19 protein-coding genes are annotated in these 22,290 nt (G+C 30.6%); 6 read left to right on the top strand and 13 right to left on the bottom strand.

All coding sequences use genetic code 11. The features are described from left to right. Positions 1-13: 13 nt before the first annotated feature. Positions 14-880: a phage replisome organizer N-terminal domain-containing protein gene (locus CDLVIII_RS22675; RefSeq protein ID WP_009171810.1), complete on the top strand. Its 867-nt coding sequence runs from the start codon at positions 14-16 to the stop codon at positions 878-880. A gap of 385 nt (positions 881-1,265) precedes the next feature. Here the strand turns inward: CDLVIII_RS22675 and CDLVIII_RS22680 are convergent, their stop codons facing one another. The 3 genes from CDLVIII_RS22680 to CDLVIII_RS22690 all read right to left on the bottom strand — a co-directional run bounded on the left by CDLVIII_RS22680 (position 1,266) and on the right by CDLVIII_RS22690 (position 4,651). Next, positions 1,266-2,654 (bottom strand): MFS transporter, encoded by a 1,389-nt coding sequence (locus CDLVIII_RS22680; protein ID WP_009171811.1) that lies wholly within the window; start codon positions 2,652-2,654, stop codon positions 1,266-1,268. A gap of 91 nt (positions 2,655-2,745) precedes the next feature. After that, the gene (locus tag CDLVIII_RS22685; RefSeq protein ID WP_009171812.1) at positions 2,746-3,717 is read right to left on the bottom strand and encodes a D-2-hydroxyacid dehydrogenase; all 972 of its coding nucleotides are present in this window, start codon (positions 3,715-3,717) and stop codon (positions 2,746-2,748) included. A gap of 37 nt (positions 3,718-3,754) precedes the next feature. Further along, a complete protein-coding gene (locus CDLVIII_RS22690; protein ID WP_009171813.1) occupies positions 3,755-4,651 on the bottom strand; it encodes a sugar phosphate isomerase/epimerase in 897 nt (298 codons plus the stop codon). Positions 4,652-4,977: 326 nt separating this feature from the next. Between CDLVIII_RS22690 and CDLVIII_RS22695 the strand changes: the two genes are divergently transcribed. Then, positions 4,978-5,850, top strand: coding sequence for a LysR family transcriptional regulator (locus CDLVIII_RS22695; RefSeq protein WP_009171814.1), 873 nt, complete (start codon positions 4,978-4,980; stop codon positions 5,848-5,850). Between the two features lie 188 nt (positions 5,851-6,038). Here CDLVIII_RS22695 and CDLVIII_RS22700 read toward each other — a convergent pair whose 3' ends face one another. After that, complete coding sequence (locus CDLVIII_RS22700) at positions 6,039-7,787, bottom strand: diguanylate cyclase (protein WP_009171815.1); 1,749 nt, start codon at positions 7,785-7,787, stop codon at positions 6,039-6,041. A gap of 53 nt (positions 7,788-7,840) precedes the next feature. Further along, a complete protein-coding gene (locus tag CDLVIII_RS22705; protein ID WP_009171816.1) occupies positions 7,841-10,774 on the bottom strand; it encodes an EAL domain-containing protein in 2,934 nt (977 codons plus the stop codon). A 527-nt stretch (positions 10,775-11,301) separates the two neighbouring features. On the opposite strand from CDLVIII_RS22705, the gene CDLVIII_RS22710 reads away from it, so the two are divergent. Beyond that, on the top strand, positions 11,302-11,853 hold the full coding sequence (locus tag CDLVIII_RS22710; RefSeq protein WP_009171817.1) for a helix-turn-helix transcriptional regulator: 552 nt from the start codon (positions 11,302-11,304) through the stop codon (positions 11,851-11,853). A gap of 94 nt (positions 11,854-11,947) precedes the next feature. Here CDLVIII_RS22710 and CDLVIII_RS22715 read toward each other — a convergent pair whose 3' ends face one another. Continuing rightward, positions 11,948-12,886: a tRNA-dihydrouridine synthase gene (locus CDLVIII_RS22715; RefSeq protein ID WP_009171818.1), complete on the bottom strand. Its 939-nt coding sequence runs from the start codon at positions 12,884-12,886 to the stop codon at positions 11,948-11,950. A gap of 29 nt (positions 12,887-12,915) precedes the next feature. Then, a complete protein-coding gene (locus CDLVIII_RS22720; protein ID WP_009171819.1) occupies positions 12,916-13,419 on the bottom strand; it encodes a GNAT family N-acetyltransferase in 504 nt (167 codons plus the stop codon). Between the two features lie 283 nt (positions 13,420-13,702). Here CDLVIII_RS22720 and CDLVIII_RS22725 point away from each other — a divergent pair, with 283 nt between their 5' ends. Beyond that, on the top strand, positions 13,703-14,296 hold the full coding sequence (locus CDLVIII_RS22725; protein ID WP_009171820.1) for a sigma-70 family RNA polymerase sigma factor: 594 nt from the start codon (positions 13,703-13,705) through the stop codon (positions 14,294-14,296). Positions 14,297-14,424: 128 nt separating this feature from the next. On the opposite strand, the gene thiH is transcribed toward CDLVIII_RS22725, so the two are convergent. From thiH to CDLVIII_RS29460, 5 genes are all read right to left on the bottom strand, one after another. Beyond that, positions 14,425-15,585, bottom strand: coding sequence for a 2-iminoacetate synthase ThiH (gene thiH, locus CDLVIII_RS22730; RefSeq protein ID WP_009171821.1), 1,161 nt, complete (start codon positions 15,583-15,585; stop codon positions 14,425-14,427). 11 nt (positions 15,586-15,596) lie between these two features. Then, positions 15,597-16,367, bottom strand: coding sequence for a thiazole synthase (locus CDLVIII_RS22735; RefSeq protein ID WP_035301893.1), 771 nt, complete (start codon positions 16,365-16,367; stop codon positions 15,597-15,599). A gap of 644 nt (positions 16,368-17,011) precedes the next feature. After that, positions 17,012-17,209: a sulfur carrier protein ThiS gene (gene thiS / locus CDLVIII_RS22740; RefSeq protein ID WP_009171823.1), complete on the bottom strand. Its 198-nt coding sequence runs from the start codon at positions 17,207-17,209 to the stop codon at positions 17,012-17,014. Positions 17,210-17,879: 670 nt separating this feature from the next. Beyond that, positions 17,880-18,911, bottom strand: a complete 1,032-nt coding sequence (locus CDLVIII_RS22745; RefSeq protein WP_009171824.1) for a CAP domain-containing protein — start codon at positions 18,909-18,911, stop codon at positions 17,880-17,882. 630 nt (positions 18,912-19,541) lie between these two features. Beyond that, positions 19,542-20,228 carry an Hsp20/alpha crystallin family protein gene (locus CDLVIII_RS29460; protein WP_009171825.1) on the bottom strand — a complete coding sequence of 229 codons (687 nt, stop codon included), beginning with the start codon at positions 20,226-20,228 and terminating at the stop codon, positions 19,542-19,544. A 158-nt stretch (positions 20,229-20,386) separates the two neighbouring features. Here CDLVIII_RS29460 and CDLVIII_RS22755 point away from each other — a divergent pair, with 158 nt between their 5' ends. Together CDLVIII_RS22755 and CDLVIII_RS31590 are read left to right on the top strand one after the other, a co-directional pair. Next, on the top strand, positions 20,387-21,346 hold the full coding sequence (locus CDLVIII_RS22755) for a hypothetical protein (RefSeq protein ID WP_009171826.1): 960 nt from the start codon (positions 20,387-20,389) through the stop codon (positions 21,344-21,346). A gap of 1 nt (position 21,347) precedes the next feature. Continuing rightward, positions 21,348-21,518 (top strand): hypothetical protein, encoded by a 171-nt coding sequence (locus CDLVIII_RS31590; protein ID WP_009171827.1) that lies wholly within the window; start codon positions 21,348-21,350, stop codon positions 21,516-21,518. A 251-nt stretch (positions 21,519-21,769) separates the two neighbouring features. Here the strand turns inward: CDLVIII_RS31590 and CDLVIII_RS22760 are convergent, their stop codons facing one another. Further along, positions 21,770-22,270, bottom strand: coding sequence for an AAA family ATPase (locus CDLVIII_RS22760; RefSeq protein WP_009171828.1), 501 nt, complete (start codon positions 22,268-22,270; stop codon positions 21,770-21,772). Positions 22,271-22,290 lie beyond the last annotated feature (20 nt).

The raw sequence follows: 22,290 nt of genomic DNA on the forward strand, positions 1-22,290 counted from the left end.
GGAGTGAAGGAAAATGAGAGAAAGAAAATTTATTAGATTAAGAGTTGATATGTATGAGGATACAAAATTTAAAATAATTGATAGAATGCCTGAAAGAGATGTAATCCACTATGTTTGGACCAGGCTTTTAGCTTTATGCGGAAAAGTAAATTTAAATGGAGAATTATATATGTCTAAAAACATCCCATATACAATTGAAACCTTAGCAATAGAATTTAATAGAGAAGCTGCGGAAGTCAGCTTGGCTTTAGACACCTTTATAAAATTAGAAATGGTTGAACTTATGGCTGGTGGAGTCTATGTAGTTAAAAATTTTGTAAAGCACCAAAATATTAAGACAGAAAAAACAGCAAAAACTGCTACTGAAAAAGTTTCTGAGGATATGGTACCTAGTTCTAAAGAATCAGCTGAAAATAATAATACTAACGCTCACTTGGAAAATTACAATAATAAAGTTAAGGCACCAATTAATAACGTCATTTCATTAAACCACATTGATATAAATCAAGAAGTAGATACTAATCAAGCAGGCAGCATAAACTTTAGCAGCAATATTAATAAAGAGGTATTAATAGACGTTAATACTAGTAACATTGATGCCATAAAGTCCGTAAAAAACACAAATTGCATTGAAGAAGCTGCCAGTGATAAACTTGACACTACCGCTCAGAAAACTGACCAAAAAAATTTAGATGCTCATAGTAAAGTTACAGAAACTTCTGAAAAGAAAATGAAAGCAAATAAATGTCGGACCACAAAGAAAAAAGTCACAAGCGTAATCTCTTTTGATGAAGATAATAATGAAGAAATAATGGAACTTTCTAGTGGTGAGCCAAAGCTCGGTAAAAGTGATATCTTAATAAACAGTTTCAGCTTTTAAGCGTCACTTTCTACTTTCCTCCTCCTTTTCCATTAGGCACATGAAAATAAATAACAAGTCCAAAGTTGCTATGGGTATTTCTCATCAGGTAAGGAGCTGAATTGTTCTCATAGCGGGTCTATTAGGACAATTTAGCGACACAGCATGATGGAAAATAGGATAGCAAATTTACTTGTTATTTTTTTGATTGTGCCTTACTTCTATTATATTTCTGCCTCTTTCTTTTGCTGAATATAATAGCTTATCAACATTTTGTATAGCCAAATCTTTTATAGCTGCTAATATCTATAAGCACCTTATCTCCAAATAAATCACCAAAGGATGATCTGTGTTTCTAGAGATAAACCTATTTCTATATTTTTTATTACAAGTTAAAATATTCTTCCTAATTCTTTCTCAAAATAGAATTCCCTAGTTTTTTAGGAAGTAATAAAATTTCCAGCAATGCCAGAAAAGCAAAAAACGCTAATAATATAAATGTAAATTTATACTCTATTCCAGGATTTTTTCCTCCATTAAATACTATATTTCCTATATGTAAGGCAATTGACGTAATAGCGATTCCTACTGCTTGCGCCATATTTTGAGTTGTTGATGCAAGGGTATTGGCCGCACGTGTTTCTTCTGGATTTAATTCACTGAAACTTATTGTATTATAAGAGGTCAAGGTTAGTGATCTTCCCATTCCGCTTAAGGTTGTTACAATAATTAAAATAATAATAGGTGTCTCCTTTGAGAAAGCACTACTTATTAACATAGAAATAATTACAACTATTATTGAGACCATAAATACCTTCTTAAAACCAAAGTGATTCAACAAATATGTACTTGCAGGTTTTATAGAAACATTACCAAAAAATATAAATAAAACTATGCTGCCTGCAAAGGTTGGGCTCCATCCGAACTGATTTTGAAATAACAAGGTTAATAAGTATGGTGCAGAACCAACTGAAAACCAGAATAGAGAACCACCTGTTTGAGATATTCTAAATGTTTTGTATTTTAATACAGAAAGATTTATCAGCGGATTAGAAATACGTTTTAGATAATACAATGCAAACAAAATTTCTATAAAGAAAAATGTAAATAATATTATTCCAAGCTCCCAGGATGCTGCTGCATCTGATAATATTTCTGAGGCAATAACTAACCCTCCAGCTCCAATGCTTATTAGAATAACCCCCTTCCAATCAAGGCTTATTGTTGGATCTCCTTTAGAATCATCAAATAAATGCTGGCTAAGAATAAATGCAATTATGCCAATAGGAACATTGATTAAAAATATCCAGTGCCAGGAAGCATAAGTTACAATCAAGCCTCCAATTAAAGGTGCTATTGCCGGAGCTATTAATCCAGGCCATACTAAAAAGGATATCATTAAGATCAGATCTTTTTTCTCTGTCTGCTGAAGTACAATTAATCGTCCTACCGGAAACATCATAGCCCCTCCTATTCCCTGTAATACCCTCATTAAAATAAGAAACAAGAAATTACTGCTTAAGGCACATCCAAGTGAAGCTATTGTAAATATGAATATTGCCGCTAAAAATATCTTTTTTACATTAAAACGAACTGCCATCCAGCCACTTATTGGTATGCAGACAGCTAAAGCTGTAATATATGCTGTTATTGCCATGCTTACAAATGATGTTGATATGTGAAAATAATTAGAAATTGACGGAATAGCCGTAGTGATTATAGTTGCATCTAACATTTCCATAAAGTGACACAACGCAACAACTAATGCAATATTCCTTAATTTTGTATAGCTCAAAATTCTTCCTCCCCAAGTTTTATTTCAGACTGTTTTTACGTAACAAAATCATAAATTAATCTCTTTATTTTTAAGTATCCTAAGATTATTTTTACAAATTATTCACTATGTTTACAGGTACTCCATTTATAAATGCTTTTAAATTATCCACTGCAATATTCATTAATCTCAGTCTACTTTCCTTTGATGCCCATGAAATGTGTGGAGTGATAATACAGTTTTTTGCTTTTAAAAGCGGATTATCACCTTTGATAGGTTCCACTGCTACCACATCTAAACCTGCTGCTGCAATTTTTCCTAAATTTAAGGCCTCTGCTAAATCTTCTTCTGCAATTAACTGACCGCGTGAATTATTTATTATGATTACACCATTCTTCATTTTTTCAATGGAGCTTTTATTTATAATTTTTTCTGTCTTTGATGATAATGGACAATGTAATGAAATTACATCTGAATTTGCATATAATTCCTCTAACTCTGCATATCTACAAGTTTCAGACTCTAATTCAAGATTTTTAGATGGATTATAAGCCAGAACTTTCATTCCAAGTGCCTGAGCAATTTTTCCAGTAGCCTGGCCTATGCGCCCAAAACCAATAATTCCAATAGTCTTGCCTGTAAGCTCAATTAATGGGTAGTCCCAGAAACACCAGTCTGCACTATTCTCCCATCGCCCTTCTAATACAGCCTTACTATGGTGCCCGATATGGTGACAGATTTCTAAAAGCAATGCAATTGCGAATTGTCCAACTGCATTGGTTCCATATGTAGGAACATTTGAAACAGGAATTCCCTTTTCCTTCGCTGCATTTATATCAACTATATTGTAACCTGTAGCTAGTACTCCTATGTATTTTATGTTTGGACAAGAATCCATTACAAATTTTGATATTGGTGTTTTATTAGTAATGACAACTTCTGCATCATCAATTCTTTTGATTATTTCTTCTATGTCTGTATGGGAAGTTCGATCATATATTGTACAAGCTCCAAGCTCCTCCATCCCTTTCCAATCAAGATCTCCTGGATTTAATGTATAGCCATCTAGAATCACAATTTTCATTCTTTATCTCTTCCTTTCTAAGTATTTACAAATAAATTTAATCTTCTAATAATGCCCAGGCACGATTTAAGACACGTTTTGTATTTGCTAGAATAATATCTGGTTCTTCATCTCCCCATGGTTTTACTTCAAAAGACAATACATATGGATTTTTTGCGTCAAAGAAACCTTCTTCTATTAGTGCATTGAAGAAATCCAATAATTCCAATGTATCATTTGAACTGTCCGGGAAACCAAAACGTGGATGTTGGTCGCCATAAGCTTCTCTTCCTTTTTTTACCATCGCATTCCCAATATGAAAATGTGTAATATATGGTTTTAAGGTTTTAATTACAAATTTAGAGGTTTCATATGTTGTTGGAAAATGTGAAAGATCTACGAGTAATCCAAAATTATTGTGCGTTTTCCTAATGTCTTCAGCAAAATGTGCTGCATATGGTGCGGGTCCAATTAAGGCAGCCTTATCCATATTAAAATCAAAAACTTCCAGTTCTATAAACATATCTTTTGCTGCCGCATAGTCACAGATAGCTCTTGCAGTCTTAAGTAGCTGCTCATAAGCAAGACTTTTATTTTTTTCTTCCCACTTTCCAGCTAAAAAAGCAATTCCTTTTGCACCTAAATATTCAGCTTCATCTATTGCTTTAATTAAAATATCCTCTGCTTTCTTTCTGCCTTCTTCATCAATATCATTTGGATTTAACTTTGTTCCAAGTAATGCTGGCTGTGCTCCATAGCATATCTTCAAATGAGATTGCCCAAGCAACTTTTTAGCCTTAATCCTATTGTCGTCATCGTCAAATCTACAGATTTCTATTGCATCAAAATAGTCATCGCTAGCTATTTTTTTTATAGCATCAAGTGCTTCATGTTTTGGATAACTCATCCATTGGATAGTTCCAACTTGAAAATATTTATGAATAGATTCTTTCATTTAATATCAGCTCCTTATAGTTTATATTTAATTACTTTTTTCATTTTTTAATTGAGATTTTGCTTATAAAATTACATAATTCAAAGAATTATACAGCAAACTGATCTATCAGAACAAAGTGACTATACAATGCCACTTCGTAGTAATACTTTTAACTTTTCATACTGCTTAAAACATATATAAAAAATTTTGTATATTTCCCTTTACATTAAAAAGTTATTGAATATTTTTCAAATTTCATTTACCATTATAACGAAAATATCTATATATTAAAAATACATAATATACACATGAAATATATATTTTTTATATAGAAAGAGGTAAAAATGGATATTAAGCAATTAAAATATTTTTATACAATAGTAGAAGAAGGTCAGATAACAAGTGCAGCTAAGAAGCTTCATATGGCACAGCCTCCTTTGACTTATCAGCTTAAAAGCCTTGAAGAAGAACTTGGTATGAAGCTTATTGAACGTGGAAGCCGAAGCCGGAATATTAAACTAACTAATGCAGGACGTATATTTTATAAGCGTGTTAAACAAATTTTAGCTTTAACAGAAACCGCTGCAAATGAAGTTAAAGACTTGCAAAAAGGAATTTCTGGAACCCTGTCAGTAGGCACTATCTCCTCTTCAGGCTCTTATATTTTAAATAGTAAATTCAATGAGTTTCATAAAAAATATCCCTTTATAAATTTTGAACTTTCTGAAGGTAATACCTATGAATTATTAGAACTGCTAAGTAAAGGTATAATTGAGCTTGCTTTTGTAAGAACTCCCTTTAGCAGCTTAGAAATCAAATCAATTTATCTACATAAAGAACCTATGATTGCGGCAATGAGAAAAGAATTAAATTGGACTGAAAACAAAGTAATTCGTATTTGTGAATTAAATGAAAAACCCTTAATATTCTATAAAAGGTACAAAGAAGTCATATATAAGGCATGTGCTGATTGTAACTTTGAGCCAAATGTATTTTGCATAAATGAAGACGCGAGAACCTCTTTACTTTGGGCAAAGCATGGCCTTGGAATCGCTATAGTCCCAAAATCTTCATTTGAATTAATTAGTTCTTCAAATTTAATATGCAAAGAAATTGATAACGAACTGCTTTTAACCCAATTAGCTCTAGCGTGGTCTAAAAATAGTTATATATCTCCTGCTGCTGAAAATTTCATAAATATATTTTCGCACATATAAAACAACTAAATTGCAGATAAAACATATGAAAGAAAATAGCAAGTACAAATACGCCGAGGATATTTTTCATCAGACAATGAAGTATATTGCCCCAATATCTGGTATATTCAGTTACTCCACTGATGAAGTATGATGAAAAATAGGCTGGCTGATGACGACTTGTTATTTTTTTGATAATGCTTTAAGCATCACTCTCTACTTTCCTCCTCCTCTTCTTCCATTACTTCTATTCTATTTCTGCCTTTTTCTTTTGCTAAATATAATAGCTTATCAACATTTTGTATAGCCAACTGTTTTACTTTTGTATTATTTTCATACAAACCACCGCTTATTGTTACTTTTATATGTTCATCTACTTGAAGTGCCTCAATACTTATTCTTATATTTTCTGCTATTTTATTAGCTTCTTGTATCCTTGTATGTGGAAAAATAATAATAAATTCTTCTCCGCCATAGCGTCCAATAAAATCTGTCTTTCTTAAATTATCCATAAGAAAACTGCTAATATCCATAAGCACCTTGTCTCCACATAAATGACCATAAGTATCATTAATATGCTTGAAAAAATCAACGTCAATCATCATTATAGTAAAGATAGCTCCGCTCTCTATATATTCATCAATCATATCGTCTAAAATTTTGTCAATGTAATATCTATTATATAAATTGGTAAGTCCATCTCTTATAGATTTTTCATATATCTCTTTGTTTTTTTCTTTAAGAATTTTTGTTTTATTTACTTGATATGTATAATTTAAAGTTAAGGAATAAGTTTCTAAAAGTACAAATATAAACATACCTATTTGAAAAAGATATCTACCAACATATGGCAGTCCATTATTAACAAGCATATCATTAACTCCAGTTATGATTAAACCGCCAAAAGCTATGAGGGATATTATGCTGTTTTGTTCTTTTTCTTTAACTTTTTTTATGAGGAAGGCAAATATATCAGCTGCAATAATAATTACAATTATTTCACCTGGAACTGACAGTTTATCATAAAAAGTATTGTTAGTAAAAAGACATATACCTCCAAAAATTATAGAGAACATTGATGATATCATAACAGTTCTCCTATTCATATTAGTAAATACATCTTTTATGAAAAACACATATACTGGTATCCATAAATAATATGTAAGTGCTGCTGTTTTGCTTAATAACTCAAAAGGCATATTAGGAAAGAAATGGACAATTATTCTCTCATTTAAAAACAAGCATCTTAATTGTATAAACAAACATAATATAACAAAAAATAAATATGATTTTTTATTCGGCATTCTTTTATATAGCGATATGAAGATTAATTCTATTACGAGCAATCCGCCAAATATTATAAAGTCTATTCCAGAAGCAATAAGCGATTCATTTATTATCTGATCTTTAAGTCCAAGCTCCATTGACTGAATAGTAGGAAACACTTCTCTATAGTCTGAAGTCTGAATTACAATTTCAATATGCCCATCTTCAGGCATAAAATATGAGTATATTGGCAGATATATAGCCTTCTCATCCTCATAGCTTTTTCCGACTTTTCCAACCTCGCCTTGAACTATTCCATTTACCCAAAGTTTTGAAGCTGATAATAACCTTTTTATTCTAAATCCATATATAACATCTTTTGGAACTTCTATTTCTAATTTTAAAGTCATATATCCTGCATTATTTTCTCCTAGCTGCTCCTTTAAGTTGCCTGGAATCGTTAAATATTGATCTGGTTTTCTATTTTTCAAATCCTCTGGGGTTAATAATTCATTATTATATATTTCCCACTGTCCATCCAAATCAATTATTCCTTGTCCTGCGAAATCATATTTATCGAGATACATATTTCCATTTATAGCTTGAAGATTTTTTACTTTCCTCATGTGAAAAAATGAATATATGCCTACAATTAAAGCTATAAGCACTATTATATTCATAATCTTTTTCATCTATGATCTCTCCTTTGCCTTACTCTAACGCTAATACAAGGCTATAGCATGATTTATATAAATATTTCCTCAATTTTGCTTGCAGGCAGTGGTTTACTAAAGTAATAACCTTGAATATAATCACAACTTTTATCTTTTAGAATTAAAAATTGTTCTCTATTTTCAACTCCTTCTGCTACTACCTTTAAATCCATAGCATGGGCCATTCTAATTACACTATTAATGATGGATTTTTCTACATTACTAGAATGAATATCATCTATAAATGATTTATCTATCTTTAATGTACTTATTGGAATTTTTCTTAAATAAGCAAGCGAAGAATAACCTGTTCCAAAATCATCGAGAGCAATTCTAATTCCCATATTCATAAATTCTTTCAATATATCTATGCTTGAATCTATGGATTTCATTAATACTGTCTCAGTAATTTCTAATTCAATAAACTTAGTTTCTACACCTGTTTCCTCAATAATTTCTATAACTTTTTCTAGAAAACCAGCTTGTTGTAAATCAACAGATGAAATATTAATACTCATACTTTTAAAATTATAACCATTTTCAAAAAGCTGAACACTCTGTTTGCAGGCTTCTCTTAAGACCCACAGCGTTATTTCTGTTATATAACCATACTTTTCTGCTATTGGAATAAATTCTGCTGGAGATATGAAGCCAAGCTCTCTGCTATTTAACCTAATTAATGCTTCAAATCCAAACACTTCATTCTTTACGGTATCATATTGTGGTTGATAATTGACACTAAATTCATTATTGATAATAGCATTTCTTAATATATTATTAATATTATTTATTCTTTCCAACTTTAAATAAATTTCATGATTATATAATGCATACCTATTCTTACCCATCTCTTTTGCTTTATACATAGCTAAACTTGAATTTTTTATTATTGTATCTGCATCCATGCCATCCTTAGGATATAATGCAATTCCAATACTTGCTGTCACAAATGTTTGTGTGTTGTCAATATTAAGACTCTGATTAAATAACCCTAGCATTTTATTTGCATAATCTTCAACTTCAGCTTCTTCAATTAAAGGACTAATTATTATAAATTCATCGCCGCTGAATTTGCATACAATATCTCTTTCACGCATTATTTTATGTAAATACCTCGATAAATAAACAAGTACTTCATCGCCATATTTATGTCCCATTAAATCATTTATATTTTTAAAATCATCTAAATCAATAAAGAACACGGCTCCTGATTTTTGTTCTTTTTTGCTAATTTTAAACTGCTCGTTTAGTTTCTTAATAAGTAAAGCTTTATTCGGAAGTTTAGTGAGTGTATCATAATAAGCCATAAACTCCAATTTTTCTTCTGAAAGCTTCTTTCTTGATATATCTGAAATTGAACCTGCAAGTTTTAAAACCTTATTTTCAGAATTTCTTATAGCCTTTCCTTTACACAATACCCAAACATAATAACCATCATTTCTTTTGAGCCTATATTCAATTTCTATAGATTTTGTTTCATTATTAATATGTTTATTTATTTCTTTTTCTAGTCTATCCAAATCCTCAGTATGAACTAAATTATATGTAAAGTCTCTGGCATCCTTATATATCTTCCATTCATCACCAATAATATCCATCAATTTATCAGAGCAGAAAAACTCTCCAGTATCTAGATTCCATTCCCAAATTGAATCGTTAGCACATTCTAAAGCAAGCTTATATCTTTCCTCGCTATTTCTTAAAGCTTCTTCATTATGTTGAAGTTCTTCATATTGAGTTCTAAGCTCTTCCTCTGTAGCTACTAATTCTTCATACAAAGCTGATAGCTCCTCATAATTTGAATTCAAACGCTCCATCATCAAATTAAATGAACCTCCCAAGGCTCCAAATTCATCATTCGTTTCAATAGTTGCTTTAACCAAAAGCTCTCCTTCTTCAACAGTTTTCATAAGAGTAGTCAATTTTTTTATTGGAGAAGTTATAGTTTTAATAACAAAATAAGTTAAAGCTATTCCTAATATTAAAATGCAAATTGTAATTTTAATTATCATATTTTCAACATTTCTTACTTCCGTCATAAATTCATTTTTAGGTATGACGGTTGCAAGCTTCCACCCTGTGTAAGGTGATGTATAGACATTAACAAAACTATCGCTTCCATTTACAGCAGCATCAAAACTACCATTTTCCGTATTTATAAATTTAGAAGTATCACTAAATTCAAAATTGTTAGTACTACTGCTTTCAGAATTCTTTTCCTCCAAACCTTTTATGTTTTTAAAGTTTAAATCTGAATTTGCATTCGCCAATATAGTTCCATCTTTTAAATACAAAAAATAATACCCATTATTTATACTTTTTGTATTTCTTATAATATCTGATAATTTATTTAAACTTGTATCAATAGATATTACTCCAACTATATCACCAGAATCATTTCTTACAGTAGTGCATGCACTTATGATTATATTATTAGTTTTATCAATTTCAACTCCATAAGGATCTGAAATAACTACCTCATCTGGATGCTCTAAAGCTAAAGAATACCATGGCCTCTTTCTAGGATCAAAATTACCATTTCCGAGTCCATCTGGCCATTGAATGTACCCACCCCATTTAGTTCCAAAGCATGCATATTGCGTCTCACTATGAGTTCTAGCATAAAGTTCAAGCTTACTATAAATATCACTCTCCAGCCCTTGTATCTGTCCTGAATATTTCTTATTTACATCAACATCTTTTATATTAAATAAGGCAGATACTGATTCATCAGCTTTTTTAATATCTTTATCATCTGCTAATATTTTTGCATTTTCTTTCATATTATTGATTAAACTCAAAATATTATCATCTAATTCTTCTACCTGCCTCTTACTATCTGATACCAAATCCTCCTTCAAGGAATTAATCATATAATTCCTTGTAATTATTGCAATAGGAATCGATGTAAATAATATAATGACCACACAAAAGATAAATAATTTTATCCTAAAAGACACCTTCATAATCTAATACCCCTCTTAAAATAGAATAGCTATAATTAAAACAAAAAGAAATGATTTTTACTTTGTCACAGTAACAATTTATCAAATAATGTCATCTTCTATTAAATGCGTTTCAAAATTAAAGCTGCATAAAACATAGCATAAATATGCACCATAAAAGTCTGTATCCAAAATTTTTCAACTATAACTATATTCTATCATTCAACTTTTGGTGTTTCAACATTTTTCAGCATTCATTTCTATTATTTTACATGATAATTTTAACAGTTTATCATGTATATTTATTAAAACCTTAATAATTATAAAAACTTCAATTAAATACTGCATTAAATGCGAAATTGATACTTAAGATTAGGGTTTATATAGCGGAGAGAAAAACGAAGAAAAATTAACATTGAAGCATTTTTCTATAAAACTTATGAACAATGCAAATATGAGTTGCGAATTTGCAATTGCAGGTTAGTGTTATTTTAATGTAAAACCTATTATAATTTACATATGATAATGAAGAAAAGAGGTAAGAAATCATGGGATTTGCAGCTAATTTAAAATCACTTAGGCAAGAAAGACATATTTCGCAGGAAGAGCTAGCAGAAATAATTGGAGTTAGCCGTCAAGCAGTTTCTAAATGGGAACAAGGAAGTAGCTATCCGGAAATAGAAAAATTGATTATTTTATCTAAAGAACTTAATGTGTCCTTAGATTATTTAATGTTAGGTGAAATGAATTCTACTGAAAGTAAAGAAACTTTAGCCACTAATATAATTGTACCAACTGGTAAAATCACTATTAAATCATATGACGGAAAATTAATTGTTAATTGCTACAAGGTTTTGGCGTCACATGTAATTTATAAAGCCAAAAATGACGAGCCTAAATATTGGCTTATTGGTGTTAATAATGGATCGTTTTGGGGAGAAAAATCAATTTTACTTGGTTGGTATGCTGATGAGGAAAATATAAAAAAAGAAATGGACGAAATTGCAAAAGCAATTAATAATGGTGCACCAGCATATGAATTAAAATACGCAGTAAAAGTTAAAAATAAAATGTTACGAGTAAAAATAGATAAAGAGTAGCTTGACTTTTATATGATAAATACCAATAATTTAAAGTTTAATAAAGTCAAGTTTATAACAATAAGACCAAACATCATAATGTTTGGTCTTATTGTTATATAAGCTCTCTTTCTTTAAATAAACATAGCACTGCTGCCTCATAATCCTTGAAATTATCACACATTCTTATTCTCCTCGCATAATTTTCACCATCATGAAACATCTTAATCATATAAAACCATAATTCCTTCATTTTATGTAATACATAAATCTCTCCACTAAGATACTTCTTATATGCTTCATATATTCTATCGTGGAATTCTTTTAAAGTTTCCTTATTAAGTTTAGTCCCATTAATAATATTTCTTACAAGTTCAGGGTTTGCTAGCAGTCCTCTGCCGAGCATTATTGTTTGGACACTTTTAAAATTCTTAGTAAACTCTTTATAAGCTTCAACTGTAAAAATATCACCATTATAGCAGACAGTATTTTTGCTTAGGCTTAATGCATCTTTAAAGACCTTAAGATTAGGTTCATTTCCATAAAAATCCTTTTGGGTTCTTGGATGAATTATAAGCTCTTCCATAGGATATTTATTGAATATTTTAATAAGCTCATAGAACTCTTCAGGCTTGTCTTTTCCTAGTCTCGTTTTTATTGAAATTTTAGTTACTGCCTCAGAAAAAATCTCTTCTAGAAATTCATCCAATTCCTTTCTTTTTGAAAGAAATCCTGAACCTCTATTTTTCGAAACCACAGTTCCAGATGGGCATCCTAAGTTTAAATTAATTTCATCATATCCAAGATACTTCATTTTTTTTGCTGTATTTATAAAATCTTTCGCATTATTGGTTAGTATTTGTGGAACTAAAGTTATCCCTTGATTATTTTCAGGTAAGATATCAACTAATTCTTTTGTCTTAAGGCTTTTGCTTTGATTTGCAACAACAAAGGGTGAAAAATATTTGTCCATATCATTTTTAAAAAGGTCATTGTGGACATTTCTATAAATATGTCCTGTAATTCCTTCCATGGGTGCATAATAAAATTTCATATATTATATAAAAAGCTCCTTTTCTTAATCTATATTAACTTTTCAAAGGCTATTCTCTCATTTTTATCTTCTAGATAAATTATCCCGCAATATTTAAATTCATTTTTCTTTAATAGTTTCTGCATAGACATATTTTCTTTGTGAGTATCTATTTTAATGCTATGTATACCTTTCTCCAGACAAAGCTTCTCTACATTTTTTATAATTAATGACGATACTCCTCTTCCCTTGCAGCTATTATCAACTGCTATCCTATGAACAACTGCGAATTTATTATTACTAAGCCATTCTCCATTATAAATGGTATCATAAGTTTTTTCTCCATCGAAGGAAATCACAGCTGTGGCAACAATTTTGTTTTCATCTAATAACACATAACTATTTTCACACTTAATATCATTTTTGATTGTTTCTGAATTCGGATAATTATTCTGCCACTGATCAATTCCATTTTCCTTAAAATAACTTTGAGCCTGCTTAATTATGTTCATTATATTATCAATATCAGCTTCAACTGATTTTCTAAATTCCATAAAAGTTCTCCTTTTGCTTTAGGCACAATCAAATAAATGGCAACTTTGGACTTGTTCTTTATTTTCATGCGCCTTATATAATTTTGTCCATAAAGATATCATAATAGAAATTCCTAAGTCTAATCAAGTTAAATATAGAAACATTTTTATAATTTCTATAACTAAACTTTCTAATTTCTAAAAAAATAAGTATCCCCACCTCATATATACTTTTTACAGGAATAATTTTACATCTATTTTTTCTCTAAGTATATTTCTTTATTAATTATCAAGGAGGTCCTATATGGATTATGAATACATTGAAAACTTAGTACTAAAGTCAAAGGCTGGAGATACATTATCCAAGGAAAAGTTAGCTAAAGAATTTAGACCTTTAATACTTAACATTGCAAAAAGAACTTTTCTACACGGATATGATAAAAATGATATACAAAACGAATGCTATCACTCACTTTTTAAATGTCTATCCATGTATAACTGTGCAAATCATAGATTTGTTGCTTATGCTACCAATGGAATAAAAAATAATATTAACGACTTAATTAAAAGAGTTAAGAATAGAAGCTCACTTGAAGGTTCTGAAGCTCTTACCTTATCTGATGATTTAGAAAACAATTTACCCTCAAATGATGACAGCCTTGAAGATGTACTTTGCAGTAAATGTGACTTTGAAGCTTTAAAATCAGCACTTAACTATTTAGATAAAGAAGAAAGAGAGCTAATTAAATTTATATTTTTCCAAAACAATCGTCTGTCATCTTATGCTTCCATGAAAAATCTGCCTTATTCAACAGCAAACAGAAAGAAAGCTATTACCTTAATGAAGCTAAGTAAATATTTTAATAAAGCAAGTAAAGAAATTTCATCCATAAAATAAGATCCAAGGTATCAAGCCTTGGATCTTATTTTCATAAACTCAACTTTATATATAGAATAATTATCTACTTAAAGTTAGATTCTTGTGTGTCCCTATACTTGAAATCACATAAGTTTAAAGTTGTTTATCTATACATAAACATAGTCATTCATTACTGGCTGCAATCCTCTTTTTTTAATTGCCTCATATACTTCATCTACATTTCTGTTATCTGCAATTTCAAATTGGTCATCGCCTCTATCCTCTGAATCATCGCTGTGGCTTCCAATTCCGGTACTTACCCCTGCTGAAATCTTAGTAGCTGCAAGCCCTATTACATTATTACGGAATTCTGCACGTTCTCTTGTTGAAATAGTTATGCTTGCAAAAGGCATAAAAAGACGATATGCAGTTATTACTTGTAAAAGCTGTGGCTCGTGAACATCTTTTGGATTAATTTTATCATTATTAATAATTGGTCTTAGTCTTGGACATGAAAATGCAATTTCAGCATGTGGATACTTCCTTTGAAGAAGATATGCATGTAGTCCTGTAGCAAAAGCATCTTTACGGAAGTCATCTAGTCCAAGGAGTGCTGCAAAGCCAACCCCACGCATGCCACCCTTTAGTGCTCTTTCCTGAGCATTTATTCTATAAGGGAAAATACGCTTATGTCCTTCTAGGTGAAGAGTTTCATATTTGTCTGAATTATATGTTTCTTGGAATACAGTAACAAAATCAGCACCGCACTTACGAAGATATTCATATTCATCAGAGTTCATTGGATAAACCTCAAGTCCTACCAGTTTAAAATATTTACGTGCTATTTTGCAAGCTTCTCCTATGTACTCTACATCTGACATCTTTCTGCTTTCTCCTGTAAGAAGAAGGATTTCTTCTAAGCCAGTTTTAGCTATAGCCTGCATTTCCTTTTCAATTTCCTCAGCATTTAACTTTGCACGTCGTATTTTATTATGACAGTTAAAACCGCAGTAAATGCAATAATTCTCACAGTAATTTGCAAGGTATAAAGGTGTAAACATGTAAATTGAATTACCAAAATGCTTCCTTGTCTCTTCTTGTGCAAGTCGTGCCATTTCTTCTAAAAATGGTGCTGCTGCTGGAGATAATAGTGCTGCAAAATCTTCTATTGTACGATAAGTGTTATCTAATGCTTTCCTAACATCTCCTGCTGTGTATTTATCATAATCATAAGCTTCCATGCTGCTTACAACCTGATCCATTACATCTGATTCTAAAACTTCCATTCCCGGCATATATTCCATGTGATTTACGCGTTGCTTATTCATAACTTCCCCTCCTAATCCTGCAAAAAGCCTGTTAATGGTGAAGATGCTGCTGCACCTCTATCAAGCACACGGCCTAAACCAGAAAGATACGCTGCACGGCCTGCTTCTATAGCTTGTCTAAAAGCGCCTGCCATAGCTGGAATATCACCCGCTGTTGCAATAGCAGTATTAGCCATAACAGCTGCAACTCCCATTTCCATTGCTTCACAAGCCTGAGATGGACGTCCAATTCCCGCATCAACTATAATTGGAAGATCAATTTCATCTACTAATATTTTAATAAAATCTTTTGTAGCTAATCCTCTATTAGAACCAATTGGTGATGCAAGGGGCATAATACATGCAGCTCCAGCGTTAACTAAATCACGAGCTACATTTAAATCTGCATGCATATAAGGCATTACTATAAAGCCTTCTTTTGCAAGGATTTCTGTTGCCTTAATTGTCTCATAATTATCTGGAAGCAGATATTTTGAGTCGCGAATAATTTCAACCTTGACAAAATTCCCACAGCTCATTTCTCTAGCAAGTCTTGCAATTCTAACAGCTTCTTCTGCATTTCTAGCTCCAGAGGTATTTGGAAGTAAAGTTACTCCTTTTGGAATATAATCTAAAATATTCTCTCCTCCATTTGTATTCGCGCGTCTTAATGCTAAAGTAATTATCTGTGCACCAGCATTTTCTACTGCCGCCTTAATTAACTCCAAATTATATTTTCCAGAACCCAAAATGAATCTAGAAGAAAATTCATGTCCCCCAATTACTAATGTATCTTTTTTCACCATAACCACTCCTTTAAATATTCTTATAAAATGCTTCATATACATTATTTATAGATATGCAACTTTAAAATTAAACTTATGTGGTAACTTACCGAAATCACATGCATTTTTATTCCGCAGGACTTGTGAAATTTTCGCTGAAAGTTCTAAATGTGAGCATGCACCCGTTTCTGCATGCTCCCGAAACAAGTTCGTGACAAGCAGCAAACGGAACAAGCTTACATTAAGAACTTTTAGCAGCTCAATTTCAAATGCCTGCTTCACAAAAATGTATATGATTTCTAGTATAGATACACACAAAAGTCTAACTTAAATGCATAAGTATTCTATATATAAATTTGACATATACATTAATCCAATTCATGTAATCTCAATAAGAATTCCAAGTGTATAAGCAACCATTTTTAGGATACCTGTACACATTCACCATATGAACTAAACTTATAACCTGCAATTAATGTTTTGATAAGCTAAAGAAAAAACCTAACCAGTTATGAGTTTGAAGTGGAAAAGCCCATAGTTTTTTCCAAAATATATTTTAGGAATCCCATTCGGGAGACTTAATTATTAATTCATAACTTACAACTGTGTGCAGTATAGCCCCAAGATTACAGGTAATAAATTAAGTTTCTGGTTTATCTATATCAGCCTCCACCTACAAAGCTGATTACTTCTAGGGCATCACCATCTTTGATATTAGTTTGTTTATACTGAGCTTTTGGTATTATTTCACCATTAAGCTCAACTACAGTTTTTTCTATAGTGTATCCTTGATTAACAATAACTTCTTCTAAAGATAGTCCACTTTCAATACTTACTTCTTCTCCATTTATTTTTACCATCCTTGTCACCCCTTTCTTATATTAGACACAATCCCAAAACAATAAATCCACCTACTAACATCTTTCCCATTTATTATTTAATTTCATATGCCTTTTGCGCAAAAAAAGCCACACGAAAAAATACACCCAAGGTGGTGTACCCCTTCGTGTGGCTTCACACTCTGTAATAAATTATATCATTATACTAATCCAGTGTCAAATTCATAAATTTATAGAATTCAACTCATCTGATAAATTCATAAAATTTAATTTAGTTAAATTGCATATGGCAGTTTAACCTCTGTTTACATTTTTCAAACTTTTTCACTTAACGTATCTTTTGCCAGTAGTATAGCTCTCCATTAATTAACGCGAAAAGCTTACAACTAATAAATTAAACTAATATATAGAATAATTATCTATACTTAATTAAACTTTTATGTGTACCTATATCAGAAATCACATACATATTTATGTAATAGGCATTTGAAATTAAGCTGCTCTAAAGTTGTTAGTGAAAGGTTGTTCCATTTTTGCTTGTCCTCAACTTGCTTGAGGAACACGCAGAAATGGGTACAACCTTTCACTTAGAACTTTCCAGCGAAAATTTCATAAGTCCTATGGAATAAATATGTATGTGATTTCGGTTAGTTACCACATAACTCTAAATTTAAAATTGGATGTCTATATACTAGTTTGAGAATTCTTGTGTTCCCATGTATTTTCCATTTCCATAAACTACTCCTATACCAACCTTAGTATATGAAGAATTCATCATGTTTGCTCTGTGACCTGGAGAGTTCCACCATTGATCAAATAATTGATTTGCATCACTAGTATTATATGCAATATTTTCTCCAGTTGTTGTATACTTATATCCTAATGTTTGCAACCAGTTTGTCCACTTTGTTCCATCTGGATTTGTGTGGTCAAAGAAGTTATTTTGTATCATGTCATTACTCTTATATCTTGCTACTTGCACTAATGTATTGTCAATAGTTAGTGGCTTAAGACCTGCTTCTGTTCTTTTTTGATTCATTAAATCAAGAATTTTTTGTTCAGCAGCAGCTTGTACACTTACAGAGTAGTTTGAAGGCAACTTAGGTAGTCCTTGTACATCTACTGAATTTGTGCTGGCAGATGTATTAGTTGTGCTTCCTGTACTTGTTGAAGTATTTGTACTAGCTGTGTTTTTACCAGTAGTATTTCCTGAATTCGTAGTTGTTCCTGTATTTGTTTTTGTACTTCCTGTGTTATTCTTAGTTGTAGTTCCATTATTTCCAGTTGAAGTAGTAACTGTAGACGTTTTATTGTTATTTTTAACTACATTGTTATTTGCGTCAAACACTTTATCTGCTGTAGGCGTTTGAGTTCCTACTACTTGTCCATTTTGAGAACATGTATATGTGCTATTATTAACTGTAACATTTCCTGTTTCCATTACTCCATTTTGATTTAAACAATAGGTTTGACCATTAACGTTAATTACTCCTGTTTGTTTTGCACCTTTATTATCAAAGAAAGACCATTGTCCATTGTTATTAACCCAACCTACATTCGCTGGTTTTGGCATTCTATTTTGATAACTTTGTAATAAGTTGCCGTAATAATTGTAATTTGATTGATCAATAGTCTCTGCAGATACTCCTAATGGTGTTAGAGTAGTCATTGTACTCGCTGCAATAACCGCTGTCACTATCTTTGTCAAAAAAGCTTTCTTCATTAGTTTTTCTCCTTTGTATTTTTTATTTGGCTTCTTTACTTTAATATGTAAACGTATTTTTTAAAATTTATTCATGTTTACCGTTTCTACGAAGTCCATGTTTTTATACTATCACAGTTTCGACATTTTTCAACAAGTACATTCTTTGAGTATCTGTTTATAGTTATATTACCTATATATTTCTCTTATATGCTCTTATTTCTTCCTTTTTACTATATGATATCATTTAATTCCTTGTATTTCAACGGCTCCCCCCTTATATTTATTTTTCAGAAAATTGAATTTTTATTTATTTTTATTAAATTTTATTCAATATAATTTTATTATTTTTTCATATATATTCCAATAATCACTCATGCATTAAAACAATCTAAATTATAATTTTAAATCATATATTATGTAGAACTAATTCAAAAATCAACTCTAACCGCCTAATGTAATTATAATTATTATTAATATAATTATTAATCCATAAAACTTGTAAATTTTATTAATTTTCCGCACTTCTTTTCTATAAATAAAAGGAGCACTTAAAGCTCTTTTGCTTTAAATGCTCCTTTTATTTATAGAATTATTATTATATCTTTATGTCTTGTTTTAATCTTAACCAATTATATACACGCCTTAATATTAATTAATATTTTGAACGTCTTTTGATAATGTTGGCTTATTTCTATTCATTTTTTCTGTTTTAGGAAGTCTTATTTCAAGAGTACCGCTTTGTAAAGAAGCATCACAAGCTTCAGCTCTTACACTTGTTGAAAGTGGGATTATTCTTCTTAACGCAATACTTTCTCTTCCATTCCATACTGAACCTGAAATAGTAACTGAATCCTCAGAAATATTTAAAGCAACATCATTCATAATATCATTTGACACATAAGCTGATATCACTATATCATTTGAGGTTTCTGATATATCTACGTTAGGTTGCAATGATTGACCTTGATTAAATCTTTTTGCATAGTTCAATTGCCCATATTGATTTCCGTATTGACCATACTGATTTCCATATTGACCATATTGCATACCTTGACCTATTGTTCCGCTGGAATATTGATTATAATTTGAAGCTGAAATAGCTGGATATGCACCAAATGATTGCTGCCAGTTATTTATACCGTTAGTTTCTCCATATGCATTTCCCCAGTTCAAATTACCAGATCCTCCCGCTTGATTACCCAAAGCATTTATTTGACTTCCTTCTTCTCCTAAAATTCCATATGATACGCTTTTTCCTCCAAAAGATGTGTTTGCGCTCATTGGAGCTAATTTTACCTTCATTCCATTAACATTTACATTTGTTTTTTCTTTCATCGTAACTTCCTCCCTTTTGAATTTAATTTTCAAATTACCGTCTTATTTTGTTCTAAAAAAAAATTTGTATACTCATTATTTTTATATTATTTTTTATCTTTTTGAACAAACTATCTAGGTATTATAAAAAGTAATTTATAAAAGGAAGTGGTAACTGCGTGGATAATATTAATAGAATAAATCTTATAAAAGAAATATCAGAAGAAAGAAATTCAAAAGTAATTTGCTACATTTGTGGTGATAGAAAAAATGTAAGCATACGAATTGCTCCAGATATCATTCCAATATTTTATGATCAATTAAAAACTCTAAATAAGAATGACAAAATTGATTTAATACTATATACCAAGGGTGGCGACATCCTTACCGCTTTACGATTAGTCGAACTTATCTATGAATTCACTGATAACTTCTCGGTAATTATACCATATAAAGCATATAGTTCAGGAACTCTTATATGCCTTGGAGCTTCTGAAATAGTTATGGGAAGAATGTCAGAGCTTAGTCCTGTAGACCCTAACATAATCAGCCCTTTCAGCACAAAGGAAAATGATCTACATAATCAGCTTCCAATCAATGTTGAAGATGTTTATTCTTTTATATCCTTGGCTAAAGATATAGTTGGACTTAAAACTGATGAATCATTAATGAATATGTTTCTAGAATTAACTGAATATGTTCATCCTCTTGCTGCTGGAAGTGTATATAGAACTCATGCTCTAATACGTTCTATAGCAAAAAAGCTTCTGCTGATGCATATGGAGTATACAGATGAATATAAAATAAATGAAATTATAAATATTCTTACAGAAAGACTGCCTTCCCACAATTATATGATTACACGTAAGGAAGCAAAAGAAGATATAAAACTCCCTGTAACATACTGTAATCAAGAATTTGAAAAAAAGATCTGGAATCTATATAAAATATATGAGAATGATTTCAAATTAAATTCTCCCTTTATAGCTGAAGAGGCTGCAGATGATAATGGTAATTTTTCTGTATGCTCTGGTATTATCGAAACATTAAATGAGTCTAATGGTTATATCTTTGAAGGTAATCTCGAAAGATCAAACATGAACATTACCATTATGACTCAAGGCTGGAGGAATATATAAAATGAAAAATAAAAATAATTCAATCAATAATATTCATAATTATAAATATTATCAAATCGATGAAAATTCTGGTTGTATCTCTACACAATATAACCTTAAGTACACTAACGGGCATAATCTTTTTATAGTTGATAATGTAAATGAAATAAGTGGCAATTATATTGATAAATGATCTTTTGTTAATATTATCTTAATTTAACTTTAAAGTTCTGTAATAATTGTAAATCTAATTATTACAGAGCTTATGAAGATCAATAGCTTCAAACTTAGAATTCTTACAGCTTCTTGTATTCCATTAAACTGCACTCAACTCTTCAATAAGTTTAAGTACTTTTAACAAAACATATCTTAACATAATCATATTATGTAATTTGGGTTTAGCATCACACAAATCCAAGTTAAAAGCTGTTGATTTATATATAGTTAAACAATCTTCATTATCTTATCTACAGTTTCTAATATAGAAAGATTGCTTGTATCAATTTTTTCTGTAGTCATATTCTCATACATTTTAAGACGTTCAATGCTTCTGCTTAAGCAAGCTTCTTCTCTCAAATTACTCTTAACATCCTGTAGTATCCTCTTTTTCAAAGCTTCTTCACTGCAGGTGAGACTTATCTTAACAACTTCAAAATCCAAATCATTCAATGGCTCTAATACGTCACTAAAAATATTTTCTACATGTATTACCCAATTGAAAATAATATATTTTATTGATGAATTAGTTAAAAAGCTTCGTAATAGATACGTTATATTATTAATTACCATCTTTTTATTTTCATCATTCACTTTAAAAGGGTTCATCATCCAACACCAATCACCATCAAGCCATACTGAATTTTCAAGTTTTTTATTTAATTCTTTGCAGGTTGCTGTCTTACCAACCCCCATAGTTCCATTAATAATTATCAGTTTCTTTTTCATTATTCACATCTCCCTCCTAA

This window comes from Clostridium sp. DL-VIII (assembly GCF_000230835.1).
Taxonomy (GTDB): Bacteria; Bacillota; Clostridia; order Clostridiales; family Clostridiaceae; genus Clostridium.

What these genes read in the sequence shown, in the direction of transcription:
- CDLVIII_RS22675 (WP_009171810.1), top strand. Translation starts at nt 14, where the DNA reads ATGAGAGAAAGAAAATTTATTAGATTAAGAGTTGATATGTATGAGGAT.
- CDLVIII_RS22685 (WP_009171812.1), bottom strand. Translation starts at nt 3,717, where the DNA reads ATGAAAATTGTGATTCTAGATGGCTATACATTAAATCCAGGAGATCTT.
- CDLVIII_RS22690 (WP_009171813.1), bottom strand. Translation starts at nt 4,651, where the DNA reads ATGAAAGAATCTATTCATAAATATTTTCAAGTTGGAACTATCCAATGG.
- CDLVIII_RS22695 (WP_009171814.1), top strand. Translation starts at nt 4,978, where the DNA reads ATGGATATTAAGCAATTAAAATATTTTTATACAATAGTAGAAGAAGGT.
- CDLVIII_RS22700 (WP_009171815.1), bottom strand. Translation starts at nt 7,787, where the DNA reads ATGAAAAAGATTATGAATATAATAGTGCTTATAGCTTTAATTGTAGGC.
- CDLVIII_RS22705 (WP_009171816.1), bottom strand. Translation starts at nt 10,774, where the DNA reads ATGAAGGTGTCTTTTAGGATAAAATTATTTATCTTTTGTGTGGTCATT.
- CDLVIII_RS22710 (WP_009171817.1), top strand. Translation starts at nt 11,302, where the DNA reads ATGGGATTTGCAGCTAATTTAAAATCACTTAGGCAAGAAAGACATATT.
- CDLVIII_RS22715 (WP_009171818.1), bottom strand. Translation starts at nt 12,886, where the DNA reads ATGAAATTTTATTATGCACCCATGGAAGGAATTACAGGACATATTTAT.
- CDLVIII_RS22720 (WP_009171819.1), bottom strand. Translation starts at nt 13,419, where the DNA reads ATGGAATTTAGAAAATCAGTTGAAGCTGATATTGATAATATAATGAAC.
- CDLVIII_RS22725 (WP_009171820.1), top strand. Translation starts at nt 13,703, where the DNA reads ATGGATTATGAATACATTGAAAACTTAGTACTAAAGTCAAAGGCTGGA.
- thiH (WP_009171821.1), bottom strand. Translation starts at nt 15,585, where the DNA reads ATGAATAAGCAACGCGTAAATCACATGGAATATATGCCGGGAATGGAA.
- thiS (WP_009171823.1), bottom strand. Translation starts at nt 17,209, where the DNA reads ATGGTAAAAATAAATGGAGAAGAAGTAAGTATTGAAAGTGGACTATCT.
- CDLVIII_RS22745 (WP_009171824.1), bottom strand. Translation starts at nt 18,911, where the DNA reads ATGAAGAAAGCTTTTTTGACAAAGATAGTGACAGCGGTTATTGCAGCG.
- CDLVIII_RS29460 (WP_009171825.1), bottom strand. Translation starts at nt 20,228, where the DNA reads ATGAAAGAAAAAACAAATGTAAATGTTAATGGAATGAAGGTAAAATTA.
- CDLVIII_RS31590 (WP_009171827.1), top strand. Translation starts at nt 21,348, where the DNA reads ATGAAAAATAAAAATAATTCAATCAATAATATTCATAATTATAAATAT.
- CDLVIII_RS22760 (WP_009171828.1), bottom strand. Translation starts at nt 22,270, where the DNA reads ATGAAAAAGAAACTGATAATTATTAATGGAACTATGGGGGTTGGTAAG.